Below are 14,929 nucleotides of genomic sequence, written 5' to 3' on the forward strand. Positions count from 1 at the left end.
GCCGCGTCTCAACGCACGCCGTCGCCGGTCACGGCATCCCAGAGGTCGGCCTCGCCGCTGGCCACCCATTCTTCGTTGGCCGCCGCATAATCCATGGCGAGGTTGCGATGGCGAAGCATCTGGACAGCCTCGTGCATTGCGGCCGAACGGGTCGTGCCGTGGTCGCGGGCGTAGCGATCCACGAAGTCGATGTCGTCCTCCGGGAGGCTCACGCTAACCTTCATATCCCTATCCTACCGGCGTCCTACCGCCGTTACTACCGTCGGTGGGGCGGGTCAGGCCTGGAGTTGGTGGGTTACGGACTCGCAGATGTCGGCGCCGTAGTCCTGGCCCTTGGTGGCTGGGTACACCGTCAGGACGCTCAGGACCCAGTCGGTGCCGATGGCCAGGCAGTTCACGTGCCATTTTCCGTCGCTGCGGGCGATCCAGCCGTTCTTCACGGCGGTGCCGGCCTGGTCGGGCTGGGGCAGGGCCGGGGTGATGCCGAACTTCTGGTCCTTGGCCACGTTGCGCATCTCGTTGAGGACCCAGTCGGTCCACTGCGGGCCGGCCGCGCGGCCGTCGCCGATGCAGGCGCCCATGCGGGCGGCGTCGCGGGCCGAGACCAGCGTGCTGGCCCAGTCGATGTAGTACTTCGAGTCGGTCAGGCCGCAGATCTGGACCAGGCGGGAGATGCTGGCCGACTTGCCGTCGAGGCCCCAGAAGTACGACGCGGCGTTGTTGTCGCTGTTGCGGATCATGGTGCTGAGCTGGGAGAGGTTCGACTTGCTCGGGCTGGGGGTGCGGCGCAGGTAGTCCGACGCGAGCCAGGCCTTGATCATCGAGGCGGTCCGCTGGGCGGTGTTCGCGTTGGGGGAGCCGGCCATGGCGCCGGTACGGCGGTCCAGCACCGTCCAGGACCAGAACCCGGTCGCGTTGACGGCCACCGGGGCGGGGTGCAGCAGCGCCGGTGGCAAGGTGGGCGCGGTCGGGGCGGCCGGCGCCGCCTTGCGGGTCGGGGCCTCGCTGGCGGCCGGGCTCTCGCTATCCTGTAGCGCCGAGGCCGGCGCGGCGGCGTCCGAGTGCGTGTTGAGGCTGAGCAGGTCGCTGCCCCAGATGAACGGCACGCCGACCAGCACAACGGCGACGAGCAGGACGAACACGATAAATCCGACGCGCTTACGCATGAGGTCGGTGGTCCCTCCCTGGGCGGTCGGCGCCAATTCCACCGGCCGCCGGTCATGAGCAGGTGTTGCCGGCGTTAACAGGTCGTAAGCGATCGCGGTTCACCCGGCATGGGTGAAATTTCCGGATCAGTCTCTCCTCAAACCGGACAGGCCGCGACCGGGACGCGCTCAAAAGTCCCTGGTAGTTGGCTCGATGCCGGGTGACACCTGCTTGCCGGGCCTGCTGGAGGCGGTAACACTGGACAGGTGTACGGCAACGACTTCGCCCCGCTCCTCGAGCAGGTCGACAGCGCCGGGCGGGACCTGCACGCGGCCTCCCGGCGCACCGTCGAGGCCGACGGTGAGCTGCGGGAATACTTCGACGCGATCGTCGCGGCCGACCAGAAGGTCGAGCCGCGCGACTGGATGCCCGCGGGCTACCGCAAAACCCTGATCCGCCAGATCGCCCAGCACGCGCACTCCGAGATCATCGGCATGCAGCCCGAGGCCAACTGGATCTCTCGCGCGCCCTCGCTCAAGCGCAAGGCGATCCTGCTGGCCAAGGTGCAGGACGAGGCCGGGCACGGGCTGTATCTCTACGCGGCGGCCGAGACGCTCGGGATCTCCCGCGCGGAGCTGGTCGAGCTGCTGCTGGAGGGCCGCCAGAAGTACAGCTCGATCTTCAACTATCCGACCCTGACCTGGGCCGACATCGGGGCGATCGGCTGGCTGGTGGACGGCGCCGCGATCGTCAACCAGGTGCCGCTGTGCCGCTGCTCCTACGGGCCGTATGCGCGGGCCATGATCCGCATCTGCAAGGAGGAGTCCTTCCACCAGCGGCAGGGGTACGAAATCCTCAACACCCTGGCCCAGGGCACCCCCGCGCAGCGGGAGATGGCGCAGGAGGCGGTGAACCGCTGGTGGTATCCGTCGCTGGCGATGTTCGGGCCGCCCGACGGCGAGTCGACGCACTCGGAGCGCTCCATGGCCTGGAAGATCAAGCGGTTCTCCAACGACGAGCTGCGGCAGCGGTTCGTGGACATGTGCGTGCAGCAGGCCGGCGTGCTCGGGCTGCGGATTCCCGATCCGGGGCTGCGCTGGAGCGCCGAGCGCGGGTCGTACGACTACACCCGGCCCGACTACGACGAGCTCATGCGCGTGATCAATGGAGACGGGCCCTGCAACCGCCGACGCATGGCGCACCGCCGGCGCGCTCACGAGGAGGGCGCGTGGGTGCGCGAGGCCGCCCGGGCGCACGCCGGGAAGCGGGCGGTGACCCATGTCTGAGCCGTTGTGGGAGGTTTTCGTACGCCCACGCCGCGGCCTTTCGCACGCGCACGTCGGCTCGCTGCACGCGCCCGACGCCGAGATGGCGGTGCGCAACGCCCGCGACGTCTACACGCGCCGGCAGGAGGGCGTGTCGATCTGGGTCGTGCCGGCCGCGGCGATCACCGCGAGCAGCCCGGACGAGAAGGACGCGTTCTTCGATCCGGCCGCCGACAAGGTGTACCGCCACCCGACCTTCTACACCGTCCCGGAAGGTGCGGAGCACATATGACGGTGTTCGAGTCCGTGCTCGCCCTCGGCGACGACGCGCTCATCGCGGCGCAGCGCCTGGCCGAGTGGTGCTCGCGCGCGCCGGAGGTGGAGGAGGACATCGCGCTGACCAACATCGCGCTCGACCAGCTCGGCGCCGCGCGGCTGCTGCTGACCTACGCGGGTGAGCTGGAGGGGCGCGGGCGCGACGAGGACGACCTGGCGTTCCTGCGCGACGACCGCGAGTTCCGCAACGCGCTGCTGGTCGAGCTGGACAACGGCGACTTCGCGCTCACCATCGGCAAGCTGCTGTTGCTTTCGGTGTACCAGCGGCTGCGCTACGAGCGGCTGAGCGCCGGCGACGACCCGCGGCTGGCCGGGATCGCGGGGAAGGCGCGCAAGGAGTCCACCTATCACGCCGAGCACGCGGCGCTGTGGACGGTCCGCCTCGGCGACGGCACCGAGGAGTCGCACCGGCGCATGCGGGCCGCGCTCGACGCGCTGTGGCCCTACACGCACGAGCTGTTCGAGGGCGAGCCGGCCGAACTGCGCCCGGCCTGGCTGGCCGAGGTCGGCGCGGTGCTGGAGCGGGCGACGCTGACCCGGCCGGCCGACGGCTGGGCGCCGACCGGCGGGCGGCGCGGGGTACACACCGAGGAGCTTTCCAAACTGCTGGCCGAGATGCAGGTGCTGCATCGGGCGCACCCCGGGGCGACCTGGTGAGCGCCCGGGCGATCGCGGCGGCCGTGCGCGACCCCGAGCTGCGCGTGGTCACCATCGAGGAGCTGGGGATCCTGCGCGGGGTCGCGGAGCGTGACGACCGCGTGACGGTGACGATCTCGCCGACCTACTCCGGCTGCCCGGCGATGGACGCCATCCGGGCCGACGTCACCGCCGCGCTGCATGCGGAGGGGTATCGCGACGTCACGGTCGACATCGACCTCCGCCAGGTGTGGACAACGGATTGGATCACCGAGGCGGGGCGGGCCAAACTGGCCGAATCGGGCATCGCGCCGCCCGGCCCGGTAAGGGTCGCGCTGACCGTGCGCTGCCCCGGCTGCGGCTCGCCCGACACCGAGCAGCTCTCGCGGTTCGGCTCCACGGCGTGCAAGGCTCTGTGGCGCTGCCGCGCCTGCGGCGAGCCGTTCGAGCAGGTAAAGGCGATATGACGGTCTCTTCGATCCGCCGGCCCGCCAAGCGCCGGCCGATGTTCCACCGCCTCGCCGTCGTCGACGTCGAGCGGCTGACCGACGACGCGGTCGCGGTCACCTTCGACGTGCCGGCCGCGCGGCGGGAGGTCTTCGCGTTCCGCGCGGGCCAGCACCTCACCGTCCGGCGGCACGCCGAGGACGGCACGGAGGTCCGCCGGTCGTACTCCATCTGCTCCACCCCGGCGGCGCTGCGCGACGAGGGCGTGCTGCGGATCGGCATCAAGCGGGTCGCCGGCGGCGCGTTCTCCACGTTCGCGCTGTCCCGGCTCGCCCCCGGCGACGAGGTCGACGTGCTGCCGCCGCTCGGGCACTTCACCACCGCGTTCGACCCGGGCCGGGCCCGGCACTACGCGGCCGTGGCGGCGGGCTCGGGGATCACGCCGGTGCTGTCGCTCGCCGCCACCGCGCTGCAGAGCGAGCCCGAGAGCCGGTTCACGCTGGTGTACGGCAACCGCGCGGCCGGCACGGTGATGTTCGCCGAGGAGCTGGCCGACCTCAAGGACCGCTACCCGCAGCGGCTGCACGTGATGCACGTGCTCTCCCGGGAGGCGCAGGAGTCGCCGCTGCTGTCCGGGCGGCTCGACGAGGCGCGGATCGGCGCGATCCTCGACGCGCTGCTGCCGCCGGGCAGCGTCGACGAGTGGTTCCTGTGCGGGCCGCACGGCATGGTCCTCGACGCGAAGGTGGCGCTCAGCGTGCACGGGGTCGTCGATTCGGCGGTACACACGGAGCTTTTCCACGTCGACGACGCCCCACCGGCGGCGCGCCCGGCCCCCGCTGAGCAGCCCGAGCAGGGGGCCGAAGTCACCGTCCGGCTCGACGGGCGGGAGACGACCTTCACGATGGCGCACGACGAGCGGATCCTCGACGCGGCGACGCGGGTCCGGCCGGAGCTGCCGTACAGCTGCAAGGGCGGCGTCTGCTCGACCTGCCGGGCCCGGATCGTGGAGGGCCGGGTGGAGATGGCCCGAAATTTCGCATTGGAGCCCGGCGAGCTCGCCGCCGGATATGTCCTGACCTGTCAGGCGATGCCGATCACCGACCGTGTTGTGGTGGACTTCGATGCATGACCGGTAGCGATCGGCTTCGGATGGTCGGACCCATCCGGATCGGCGGCGGCGCCGAATGAGCGACATGAGACCCGAACCGGAGCCGCCCGCCCAGCGGCTGGTGGCCGTCCCGCCGCCGCAGCAGCGCCCGCCCGACGCCAATGACCTGCTGGCCCGGGTCGCCCGCGGCGACGAGCGGGCCTTCGCCGAGCTCTACGACCTGGTGTCGGCCCGGGTGTACGGCCTGATCCGGCGGGTCCTGCGCGACCCCGCCCAGTCCGAGGAGGTCACCCAGGAGGTGATGGTCGAGGTCTGGCGTACCGCCGGACGCTTCGACGCCTCCCGCGGCTCCGCCACCGCCTGGGTGTTCACGATCGCCCACCGCCGCGCCGTGGACCGGGTGCGCGCCGAGCAGGCGGGCGTGGAGCGGGTCAAGCGGGTCGCCGCGGTCAGCGCCGAGACGCCCTACGACGACGTGGTCGAGGCGGCGACCGCCCGCATCGAGCAGCAGCAGGTGCGCCGGTGCCTGGACGGGCTCACCGAGCTCCAGCGGGAGGCGATCACGCTGGCCTACTACGGGGGCAACAGTTATCGCGAGGTCGCGGATCTGCTTGGTACCCCGCTGCCGACGATCAAGACGCGCATGCGCGACGGGCTGATCCGGATGCGGGACTGCCTGGGGGTGACGTTCTGATGCCCGGGACCGTGGACATTCACGCGCTGGCCGGCGCCTACGCGCTGGACGCGGTGGACGACCTGGAGCGCGCCGCGTTCGACCGGCACCTGCGCGACTGCCCGTCGTGCGCCGCCGAGGTCGCCGAGCTGCGCGAGACCGCGGCCTGGCTGGCCCAGCCGGTCGCCGAGGCGCCGCCGGCCCGGCTGCGGGAGTCGGTGCTGGAGCAGATCGCGCGTACCCCCCAGGAACGAGCCCGGCCCAACGCGGCCGCGCCCGGGCGTGCGGGCCGCAACCGGCTGCGGCGCTGGGCCGTTTCGGCGGCCGCCGCGGTGGTGCTGGTGGCCGGCGCGAGCGTCGGCACCTGGGCCGTCGTGCAGCAGCGGTACGCAAGCGACAACGCCCAGGTCGACGCGGTGCTGGCGGCGGCCGACGCCCGGCTGGTCAGCGCCTCGATGCGCGGCGGCCGGGTGACGGTGGTGGTCTCGCCCTCGCGCAACGCGGCCGTCGCGGTGCTCGACGGCTTGTCCGCTCCAGGCGACGGCAAGATCTACCAGCTGTGGATGATCGGTACTACTCCCCGGGACGTCGGCAAGACCCCCTCCGGCACCGGGCGGTTTTTTATCCGCGGTGTGGACCCTGTTTTCGGCCTCAGCCTGGAGCCGGCGGGAGGGTCGAAAGAGCCCACCAACCCTGTCGGGGATCCGCTGGTTCTGCGGTAGCTCGTGATCCTGGGCACGCCCGCTCGCCGCCCGCCCCGCGCTGGGTACGCTCTGGGTGTGACGACTCCGGTGATCAGCGAGATTCTGCAGCGTGCCGCCGACGGCGGGCGGATCGGCCCGGACGAGGCGCTCCTGCTCTACACGGACGCGCCGTTCCACGAGCTGGGCGAGGCCGCCGACGCCGTGCGCCGGCGGCGCTACCCGGACAACATCGTCACGTACATCATCGAACGCAACATCAACTACACGAACGTCTGCGTGACCGCGTGCAAGTTCTGCGCCTTCTACCGGGCGCCGAAGCACGCCGAGGGCTGGACCCACGACACCGATGAGATCCTGCGCCGCTGCGCCGAGGCGGTCGACCTCGGCGCGACGCAGGTGATGCTGCAGGGCGGGCACCACCCGGACTACGGCGTGGAGTACTACGAGTCGATGTTCTCGGCCGTGCACACCGCCTTCCCCGAGCTGGTCATCCACTCGATCGGCCCGTCCGAGGTGCTGCACATGGCCAAGGTCTCGGGCGTCTCGATCACCGACGCGATCACCCGGATCAAGGCCGCGGGCCTCGCCTCGATCGCCGGCGCCGGCGCGGAGATGCTGCCCGACCGGCCGCGGCAGGCGATCGCGCCGCTGAAGGAGTCCGGCGCGCGCTGGCTGGAGGTCATGGCGGCGGCGCACCGGCTGGGCGTGTCGTCGACCGCGACGATGATGATGGGCACCGGCGAGACCAACGCGGAGCGCATCGAGCACCTGCGGCTGATCCGCGACGTGCAGGACCTGGCGGTCGCCAACGGCTACTCGGTGGCGGCCGACCTCGCCGGCACCGTGGGCGGGTTCCGGTCGTTCATCCCGTGGACCTACCAGCCGGAGAACAACCACCTCAAGGGCCGCACGCAGGCGACCAGCCTGGAGTACCTGCGGCTGGTCGCCGTCGCCCGGCTCTTCTTCGACAACATCGCTCACCTGCAGTCGTCGTGGCTGACCACGGGCAAGGACGTCGGTCAGGTCTCGCTGCACCAGGGCGTCGACGACCTCGGCTCGATCATGCTGGAGGAGAACGTGATCTCCTCCGCCGGCGCCCGGCACCGCTCGCGCCTCACCGAGCTGGTCGGGATGATCCGCGGCGCGGACCGCATTCCGGCGCAGCGCGACACGCAGTACCGCCACCTCACGGTGCACTGGACCGAGGCCGACGACCCGACCGACGAGCGCGTGCAGTCGCACTTCTCGTCGATCGCCATTCCCGGCGGCGGCACCGGCCGCTCCCTGCCGCTGACGCCGGTGACCTCGTGACCCGCGCGTCGCTGGACAAGGAGCCGCGCGAGGTCGCGGCGATGTTCGACGGCGTGGCCCGCCGCTACGACGTCACCAACACCGTCCTGTCGGGCGGCCGCGACCGCATGTGGCGCCGCGAGACCCGCCTCGCCCTGGGCCTCAAGCCCGGCGAGAAGGTCCTCGACCTGGGCGCCGGCACCGGCGTGTCGACGCTGGAGCTGTCCCGCTCGGGCGCGTATGCGGTCGGCGCGGACATCTCGGTCGGCATGCTCCAGGCCGGCCGGGCCAAGCGCCCGGAGGTGCCGCTGCTCGCCTCCGACGCCCTGCACCTGCCCTTCGCCGACGAGACGTTCGACGCGGTCACCATCTCCTTCGCGCTGCGCAACATCGCCGACACGGACGCGGCCCTGCGCGAGATGGCCCGCGTGACCAAGCCGGGCGGCCGCCTGGTGATCTGCGAGTTCTCCACCCCGACGTGGCGGCCGTTCCGCTCCGTCTACCAGGGCTACCTGGTGGGCGCGCTGCCGCAGGTGGCGAAGCGCGTCTCCAGCAACCCCGACGCCTACGTCTACCTGGCCGAGTCGATCCGCGCCTGGCCGGACCAGGCCGGGCTGGCGGCCCGCATCGGCGAGCACGGCTGGCGCAAGGTCGCGTGGCGCAACCTGACCGGCGGCGTGGTGGCCTTGCACCGCGGCTTCCGCACCTGACGCCCCGCCGCCGCCGGCGCCCGGGCTGGATCGGCGCCGGTCTCCCGCTCCGGCCGGTCCGGCGGCGCGGCTTCGCTCGACGGGCAGCGCTGGTCTCCCGGCCCGGGTGGTCCGGCGGCGCGGCTTCGCTCGACGGGCAGCGCTGGTCTCCCGGCCCGGGTGGTCCGGCGGCGCGGCCTCGCCCGACGGGCAGCGCTGGTCTCCCGGCCCGGGTGGTCCGGCGGCGCGGCCTCGCCCGACGGGCAGCGTCGGGCTCCTGCTCCGGGTGGTCCGGCGGCGCGGCTTCGCTCGACGGACAGCGTCGGGCTCCCGGTCCGGGTGGTCCGGCGGCGCGGCCTGGTTCGACGGGCAGCGCCGGGTGGGGCGGCGTGGTGGTCGGTCGGCTGGTCTGCGCGGACCCGGCCGAGTCACCGTGCGCCTCGCCGCCGAAGTCGCTCCTGCCGCCCAACCCGAGCAAATAGGATTTATGACCCGCCAGGCGAAATATCCGGTAAGTCGTGACGCCGCCAGGCGTCGTGACTTACCGGATGCACCTACCAGCCGCAGTGGGAGCGGACGAATCTCTCCGTGATCATGCGACTGTCGTCGGCGCACGGCGGGTTTCCCGTGATCGCGGAGACATAAGGTACCTATGAGTACATAGACTCTCCGTGATCATGGAAAACCCGCGAAACGGGCCGCGGCTACGGCATGATCGCGGAAGGTTTTGGTCGCGGCGCCCGGTCGCCGGTGCTGGGTATTCGGCCGAAACGGATATCGGGCCTGTCGGGGTATAAATCGGATATGTCCGGACACGGAGTGTCTGGACATATCTGTAGGCGATCGCCGCTGGGGCGGGCTGCGGTCAGGGGTAGCGGGTTGGGGTCAGGTGGTCGAGTAGGGCGCGGATCTCGCGGCCGACCGTGACGGGGCGGCGCTGCAGGTCGGTTGGTGAGTAGGTCGCCAGCGTCCAGCCCGAGGCCCGCAGTCGCAGCCGCGCCCGGTCGACCGGGTCCGTGTAGGAAGACGAGCCGAAGTCCACGACCAGGCGCGCGGACGGGAAGACCACGTCGCCCACCATGATCGGGCCCCAGGCGTCGGCGACCGGGGCGTCCGGCCGCCAGGACCACAGGCCGGCGCGGCGCAGCAGGCGGGTCGCCAGGTGTCGAGATGCGGTGTCCACAGTGACCCAGGATCGTCGAGACGGTGACGCTGTGTCGATGGCCAGATGGCGCCTGTGGACAGGGTCACCCGAGTCGGGTGGTATGGCCGCCGTGGTGACCGTACGGGTGAAAAATTAGGGTCGCCTTACCGACAGGTCAGCACTTCACGGTTCTAGACTGCTCCACGGACGACTTTGTGAAGACTTTCACGAACCCGGGACGGGACGCAAAGTCGCACGCAAGCTGAGCGGAAGCTGAACGAAGCAGCGGCACAAGGTGGGAGGTGTGACGGTGGTGACCGACACCGGAAAAGACGCGGACGTCATCGTCGTCGGCGCCGGGCCGGGCGGGTCGTCCGCGGCGTTCCACCTCGCCCGGCACGGGCTGCGGGTGCTGCTGCTGGAGAAGACGGAGTTCCCGCGCGAGAAGGTGTGCGGCGACGGGCTCACGCCCCGCGCGGTGAAACAGCTGATCAAGATGGGCATCGACACCACCGCGGAGAAGGGCTGGCTGCACAACCGCGGCCTGCGCGTGATCGGCGGCGGCGTGCGCCTCGAGCTCGACTGGCCCGATCTCGCGAGCTTCCCCGACTACGGGCTGACCCGCACCCGGATGGACTTCGACCACATGCTCGCCACGGCCGCGACCGACGCGGGCGCCGTGCTGCGCAGCGGGACCAACGTCACCGGGCCGATCCTCGACCGCACCGGGCGGGTCGTCGGCGTGACCGCCACCGGGGCCGAGCGGGAGCCGCTGGAGTTCCGCGCGCCGCTGGTCATCGCCGCCGACGGCGTGTCGGGGCGGCTCGCGCTCGCGCTGGGCATCGCCAAGCGCGATGATCGGCCGATGGGCGTGGCCGTCCGGCAGTATTTCCGCAGTGAGACGCGTCACGACGACGACTACCTCGAGTCGTGGCTGGAGCTGCGCAGCCGCGAGTCCGGCGACAAGCTCCTGCCGGGATATGGCTGGATCTTCGGCCTCGGCGACGGCCGGGTCAACGTCGGCTTGGGCGTGCTGAACAGCAGCGTCGCCTACGGCAAGACCAACTACAAGACGCTGCTCGCCGACTGGCTGGACAACACGCCGGCCGACTGGGGCCTGTCCGACCCGGCCAACGCCGACGGCAAGCCTCAGGGCGCGGCGCTGCCGATGGGGTTCAACCGGGTGCCGCACTACTCCCGGGGCGTTCTCCTCGTCGGCGACACCGGTGGCATGGTCAACCCCTTCAACGGCGAGGGGATCGCCTACGCCATGGAGTCCGGCGAGCTGGCGGCGGAGATCGCCGTCCAGGCGCTGGCCCGCCCGCAGGGCACCGCGCGCGAGCGCGTGCTCGCCAACTACCCCACCGAGCTCAAGGCCCGCTACGGCGGTTACTACCGGCTCGGCAACGTGTTCGTGAAGCTGATCGGCAACCCGCAGGTCATGCGGATCGCCACCAAGCACGGCATGCCACACCCGACCCTCATGCGGTTCGTGCTGAAGCTCCTCGCCAATCTCACCGACCCTCGGGGCGGCGACGCGATGGACCGCGTGATCAACGCGATGACCCGGCTGGCGCCGGCGGCTTGACCCCCAAAGACACTGGCCAAGGCCACATTTGGGGTAGCCCCGGACGATGCCGTCCACGTATTACCGAATAGTGTTAAACCGCATACGCAAAGAGTGGTCCCCGGAGCTGACCGCCCCGCGGGCTCGCCGAAAGGACGGAGCAGCACGATGTCGCTCGCGCCGTACGTACCGATTCTCGGGCTCTTCGCCCTAGCCGCCGCTTTCGCGCTGTTCTCGGTGGCGGTCGCGCCGTTCGTCGGGCCGCGCCGATTCAACAAAGCCAAGCTCGACGCCTACGAGTGCGGCATCGAGCCGACCCCGCAGCCCGTCGGGGGCGGCAAGTTCCCGGTCAAGTTCTATCTGACCGCGATGCTGTTCATCGTCTTCGACATCGAGATCATTTTCCTGTACCCGTGGGCCGTGAACTTCGACGCGCTCGGCCTGTTCGGGTTCGTGGAGATGGTGCTGTTCATCGTCACCGTGTTCGTCGCGTTCGCCTACGTCTGGCGCCGCGGCGGCCTGGATTGGGACTGAGTTATGGGCATCGAGGAAAAGGTACCGACCGGCGTCCTGCTGACCACCGTCGAGAAGCTGGTCAACTGGTCGCGAAAGGCCAGCTTCTGGCCGGCCACGTTCGGCCTGGCCTGCTGCGCCATCGAGATGATGGCGACCGGCGCGGCGCGTTATGACCTGGCGCGCTTCGGCATGGAGGTCTTCCGGGCGAGTCCCCGCCAGGCCGACCTGATGATCGTCGCCGGCCGCGTGAGCCAGAAGATGGCCCCCGTGCTCCGCCAGATCTACGACCAGATGCCCGAGCCCAAGTGGGTGCTCTCGATGGGCGTCTGCGCCTCGAGCGGCGGCATGTTCAACAACTACGCGATCGTGCAGGGCGTGGACCACATCGTCCCCGTCGACATGTATCTGCCCGGCTGCCCGCCGCGGCCGGAGATGCTGATCGACGCCATCCTGCGCCTGCACGACAAGGTCATGGCCGAGTCGCTGGGCGACCGGCGCCGCCGCGCGATCGAGGCGCGGGTCGAGCGCGAGGGCGCGCCCGTGGTGGCGCCCGGCGCGATGCCGTCGAGCTACCGCTTCGACAAGGCCAAGCGCGCCGAGTGGACCAAGGCCGCCGCCGCGGGTCGCGAGGAGCAACTGCGCATCCAGAAGTGGATGGAAGAGCGCGCGAGCCTGGCGAACCCCGCAACCAAGGGGGGCAACAAGTGACTGAAGTAGAGCCGGTCGGCGCCCAGCTCGGCGCCGCGGCCCAGACGCCGCCGTCGGGCGGCGCGGGGCGCGGCATGTTCGGCGTCCAGGGCACCGGCGACACCTCGGGCTTCGGTGGCCTGCGCCGCCGGCGCCGGGCCGACCTCGACTCGCCGCGGCCGTTCGGCGGCGACTTCGACGAGGTCGTCGACGCGCTGGAGGAGGCCTACCCCGGCTTCCACGACGCGATCGAGCGGATCGTGGTCGACCGCGGCGAGCTCACGCTGTACATCGTGCCGGAGCGCATCGCCGAGGTCTGCCAGTCGCTGCGTGACGACCCCGCGCTGCGCTTCGAGCTGTGCTCGTCGGTGTCCGGCGCGGACTACCTCGGCTCCGACGGCCGGCGGCTGCACGCGGTGTACCACCTCACCTCGATGACCTTCCGCCGCCGCATCCGGCTGGAGTGCGCGGTCACCGCCGAGGACCCGCACCTGCCCAGCGTCACGCAGGTCTACCCGACCGCCGACTGGCAGGAGCGGGAGACCTACGACATGTTCGGCATCGTCTTCGACGGCCACCCGAACCTGACCCGGATCCTCATGCCGGACGACTGGGAGGGCTTCCCGCAGCGGAAGGACTACCCGCTCGGCGGCGTGCCGGTCGAGTACAAGGGTGCGGAGATCCCGCCGCCGGACCAGCGGAGGAGTTACCTGTGACCACCGACTACGCGGCCGCCCGCGAAACCACCGAGGGCAAGGTCTTCACCGTCACCGGCGGCGACTGGGACACGGTCGTCAACGAGGTCGGCTCCGAGGAGCGCATCGTCGTCAACATGGGGCCGCAGCACCCCTCCACGCACGGCGTGCTGCGCCTGGTGCTCGAGCTCGAGGGCGAGACGGTCATCGAGGCGAGGACCGTCATCGGGTACCTCCACACGGGCATCGAGAAGAACCTCGAGTTCCGCAACTGGACCCAGGGCACGACGTTCGTGACCCGCATGGACTACCTCGCGCCGATGTTCAACGAGACCGGCTACTGCCTGGCGGTCGAGAAGCTGCTCGGCATCGAGGACCAGATCACGCAGCGGGCCAAGACGATCCGCGTCCTGATGATGGAGCTCAACCGGATCTCCTCCCACCTGGTCTGGCTCGCCACGACCGGCATGGAGCTCGGCGCCCTGTCGATGATGATCTACGGGTTCCGCGAGCGCGAGTACATCCTGGACATCTTCGAGCTGGTCTCCGGCCTGCGGATGAACCACGCGTATGTCCGCCCGGGCGGCCTGGCCCAGGACCTGACGGACGAGGCCGCGGCGAAGATCCGCGAGCTGCTCGGCTGGATGCCGGACCGCATCGACATGTACGAGGACCTGCTCTCGGGCAACACGATCTGGCGCGAGCGCACCCAGGGTGTGGCCGTGCTCGACGTGACCGGGTGCGTGGCCCTGGGCATCACCGGGCCGGTGCTGCGCTCCGCCGGGCTGGCCTGGGACCTGCGCAAGACCCAGCCGTACGCCGGCTACGAGACCTACGACTTCGAGGTCCCGACCGAGCAGACCGCCGACGCGTGGGGCCGGTACAAGGTGCGGCTCAACGAGATGCGCCAGTCGCTGCGGATCGTCCAGCAGGCGATGGACCGGCTGGAGCCGGGCCCGATCATGATCGCCGACAAGAAGATCTCGTGGCCGGCGCAGCTCGCGATCGGCGGCGACGGCCTGGGCAACTCCCTGGAGCACGTCGCGAAGATCATGGGCCAGTCGATGGAGGCCCTGATCCACCACTTCAAGCTGGTGACCGAGGGCTTCCGGGTGCCGCCCGGCCAGGTGTACGTGCCGATCGAGGCGCCCCGCGGCGAGCTCGGCGTGCACGCGGTCTCCGACGGCGGCACGCGCCCCTTCCGCGTGCACTACCGGGAGCCCAGCTTCGTCAACCTGCAGGCGATCCCGGCGATGGCGGAGGGCGGCCTGCTCGCCGACGTCATCGTGGGTGGCGCCTCGCTCGACCCCGTCATGGGTGGGTGTGATCGTTAATGGTGTTCAGTGAGGTCACGCGCGAGCGCGCGCGTCAGATCGTCGCGCGCTACCCCGAGGGTCGCTCGCGCTCCGCCCTGCTGCCCCTGCTGCACCTGGTGCAGTCGGAGGAGGGGTTCGTCTCCCCGGACGGCATCGCCTTCTGCTCCGAGATCCTGGGGATCACCAAGGCCCAGGTCGGCGCGGTCGCGACGTTCTACACCATGTACAAGCGCAAGCCGACCGGCGACTGGCTGGTGAGCGTCTGCACCAACACCATGTGCGGCGTGCTCGGCGGCGACCGGGCGTACCAGGCCCTGAGCGACTACCTCGAGGTCGGGCACGACGAGACGACGACCGACGGCAAGATCACCCTCGAGCACGCCGAGTGCCTGGCCGCCTGCGACTACGCGCCGGTCATGACGGTCAACTACGAGTTCTTCGACCAGGTGACCGACGACAGCGCGCTGGAGCTGGTCAAGCAGCTGCAGAACGGCGAGCGCCCGCAGCCCTCCCGGGGCACCCGGCTCTGCACGCTCAAGGAGATGGCGGTGCAGCTCGCGGGCTTCGCCGACGACCGGGGCGACGAGGTCATCGCCGACGGGCCGGCCGGAGCGCCGACGCTCGCGGGCAACCGGCTCGCCGAGCGCTTCGGGATCGCGGTGCCGGGCTTCGACCCGGAGACGCCCATCGCCAAGAAGGACGAGGCG

The 14,929-nt window shown here is 70.9% G+C and carries 17 protein-coding genes and 1 pseudogene; 15 read left to right on the forward strand and 3 right to left on the reverse strand.

What is annotated here, in order from left to right; all coding sequences use genetic code 11:
* Positions 1 to 8: 8 nt before the first annotated feature.
* Together ACQPXD_RS00940 and ACQPXD_RS00945 are read right to left on the reverse strand one after the other, a co-directional pair.
* A complete protein-coding gene (locus ACQPXD_RS00940; protein ID WP_432833836.1) occupies positions 9 to 224 on the reverse strand; it encodes a ribbon-helix-helix domain-containing protein in 216 nt (71 codons plus the stop codon).
* A 51-nt stretch (positions 225 to 275) separates the two neighbouring features.
* Positions 276 to 1,166, reverse strand: coding sequence for a hypothetical protein (locus ACQPXD_RS00945; protein ID WP_432833837.1), 891 nt, complete (start codon positions 1,164 to 1,166; stop codon positions 276 to 278).
* A 246-nt stretch (positions 1,167 to 1,412) separates the two neighbouring features.
* Here ACQPXD_RS00945 and paaA point away from each other — a divergent pair, with 246 nt between their 5' ends.
* The 9 genes from paaA (at position 1,413) to ACQPXD_RS00990 (ending at position 8,318) form a co-directional block, all read left to right on the forward strand.
* On the forward strand, positions 1,413 to 2,432 hold the full coding sequence (gene paaA, locus ACQPXD_RS00950) for a 1,2-phenylacetyl-CoA epoxidase subunit PaaA (RefSeq protein ID WP_432833839.1): 1,020 nt from the start codon (positions 1,413 to 1,415) through the stop codon (positions 2,430 to 2,432).
* Positions 2,425 to 2,703 carry a 1,2-phenylacetyl-CoA epoxidase subunit PaaB gene (paaB, locus tag ACQPXD_RS00955; RefSeq protein ID WP_432833841.1) on the forward strand — a complete coding sequence of 93 codons (279 nt, stop codon included), beginning with the start codon at positions 2,425 to 2,427 and terminating at the stop codon, positions 2,701 to 2,703. The genes paaA and paaB overlap by 8 nt, the downstream gene beginning before the upstream one ends.
* The gene (gene paaC / locus ACQPXD_RS00960) at positions 2,700 to 3,404 is read left to right on the forward strand and encodes a 1,2-phenylacetyl-CoA epoxidase subunit PaaC (protein WP_432833843.1); all 705 of its coding nucleotides are present in this window, start codon (positions 2,700 to 2,702) and stop codon (positions 3,402 to 3,404) included. The genes paaB and paaC overlap by 4 nt, the downstream gene beginning before the upstream one ends.
* A complete protein-coding gene (paaD, locus tag ACQPXD_RS00965) occupies positions 3,398 to 3,850 on the forward strand; it encodes a 1,2-phenylacetyl-CoA epoxidase subunit PaaD (protein ID WP_432843537.1) in 453 nt (150 codons plus the stop codon). Before paaC ends, paaD begins: the two co-directional genes overlap by 7 nt.
* On the forward strand, positions 3,847 to 4,962 hold the full coding sequence (paaE, locus tag ACQPXD_RS00970) for a 1,2-phenylacetyl-CoA epoxidase subunit PaaE (RefSeq protein ID WP_432833845.1): 1,116 nt from the start codon (positions 3,847 to 3,849) through the stop codon (positions 4,960 to 4,962). Before paaD ends, paaE begins: the two co-directional genes overlap by 4 nt.
* A gap of 64 nt (positions 4,963 to 5,026) precedes the next feature.
* Positions 5,027 to 5,635 carry a sigma-70 family RNA polymerase sigma factor gene (locus ACQPXD_RS00975; RefSeq protein ID WP_432833847.1) on the forward strand — a complete coding sequence of 203 codons (609 nt, stop codon included), beginning with the start codon at positions 5,027 to 5,029 and terminating at the stop codon, positions 5,633 to 5,635.
* Entirely contained in the window at positions 5,635 to 6,336 is a 702-nt protein-coding gene (locus tag ACQPXD_RS00980; protein WP_432833849.1) for an anti-sigma factor, read from the forward strand. Before ACQPXD_RS00975 ends, ACQPXD_RS00980 begins: the two co-directional genes overlap by 1 nt.
* Before the next feature lie 57 nt (positions 6,337 to 6,393).
* Positions 6,394 to 7,629 carry a cyclic dehypoxanthinyl futalosine synthase gene (gene mqnC, locus ACQPXD_RS00985; protein ID WP_432833851.1) on the forward strand — a complete coding sequence of 412 codons (1,236 nt, stop codon included), beginning with the start codon at positions 6,394 to 6,396 and terminating at the stop codon, positions 7,627 to 7,629.
* Entirely contained in the window at positions 7,626 to 8,318 is a 693-nt protein-coding gene (locus ACQPXD_RS00990; protein ID WP_432833853.1) for a demethylmenaquinone methyltransferase, read from the forward strand. The genes mqnC and ACQPXD_RS00990 overlap by 4 nt, the downstream gene beginning before the upstream one ends.
* 844 nt (positions 8,319 to 9,162) lie before the next feature.
* On the opposite strand, the gene ACQPXD_RS00995 is transcribed toward ACQPXD_RS00990, so the two are convergent.
* A complete protein-coding gene (locus ACQPXD_RS00995; protein ID WP_432833855.1) occupies positions 9,163 to 9,480 on the reverse strand; it encodes a hypothetical protein in 318 nt (105 codons plus the stop codon).
* A gap of 274 nt (positions 9,481 to 9,754) precedes the next feature.
* On the opposite strand from ACQPXD_RS00995, the gene ACQPXD_RS01000 reads away from it, so the two are divergent.
* The 6 genes and pseudogenes from ACQPXD_RS01000 to nuoE form a co-directional block, all read left to right on the forward strand.
* Complete coding sequence (locus tag ACQPXD_RS01000; RefSeq protein WP_432843539.1) at positions 9,755 to 11,029, forward strand: geranylgeranyl reductase family protein; 1,275 nt, start codon at positions 9,755 to 9,757, stop codon at positions 11,027 to 11,029.
* 147 nt (positions 11,030 to 11,176) lie between these two features.
* A complete protein-coding gene (locus ACQPXD_RS01005) occupies positions 11,177 to 11,542 on the forward strand; it encodes an NADH-quinone oxidoreductase subunit A (RefSeq protein WP_432833857.1) in 366 nt (121 codons plus the stop codon).
* Between the two features lie 3 nt (positions 11,543 to 11,545).
* Positions 11,546 to 12,232, forward strand: a complete 687-nt coding sequence (locus ACQPXD_RS01010) for a NuoB/complex I 20 kDa subunit family protein (protein WP_432833859.1) — start codon at positions 11,546 to 11,548, stop codon at positions 12,230 to 12,232.
* Positions 12,233 to 12,306: 74 nt separating this feature from the next.
* Positions 12,307 to 12,927 (forward strand): NADH-quinone oxidoreductase subunit C, encoded by a 621-nt coding sequence (locus ACQPXD_RS01015; RefSeq protein WP_432843541.1) that lies wholly within the window; start codon positions 12,307 to 12,309, stop codon positions 12,925 to 12,927.
* Positions 12,924 to 14,240 carry an NADH-quinone oxidoreductase subunit D gene (locus ACQPXD_RS01020; RefSeq protein WP_432833861.1) on the forward strand — a complete coding sequence of 439 codons (1,317 nt, stop codon included), beginning with the start codon at positions 12,924 to 12,926 and terminating at the stop codon, positions 14,238 to 14,240. Before ACQPXD_RS01015 ends, ACQPXD_RS01020 begins: the two co-directional genes overlap by 4 nt.
* Positions 14,240 to 14,929 (forward strand): annotated as a pseudogene (gene nuoE, locus ACQPXD_RS01025) (NADH-quinone oxidoreductase subunit NuoE); the annotation flags it as partial. The gene ACQPXD_RS01020 and the pseudogene nuoE, both read left to right, overlap by 1 nt.

Origin of the sequence: Dactylosporangium sp. CA-092794, assembly GCF_050948465.1 — a bacterium.
In the GTDB taxonomy this organism is placed as follows: Bacteria; Actinomycetota; Actinomycetes; order Mycobacteriales; family Micromonosporaceae; genus Dactylosporangium.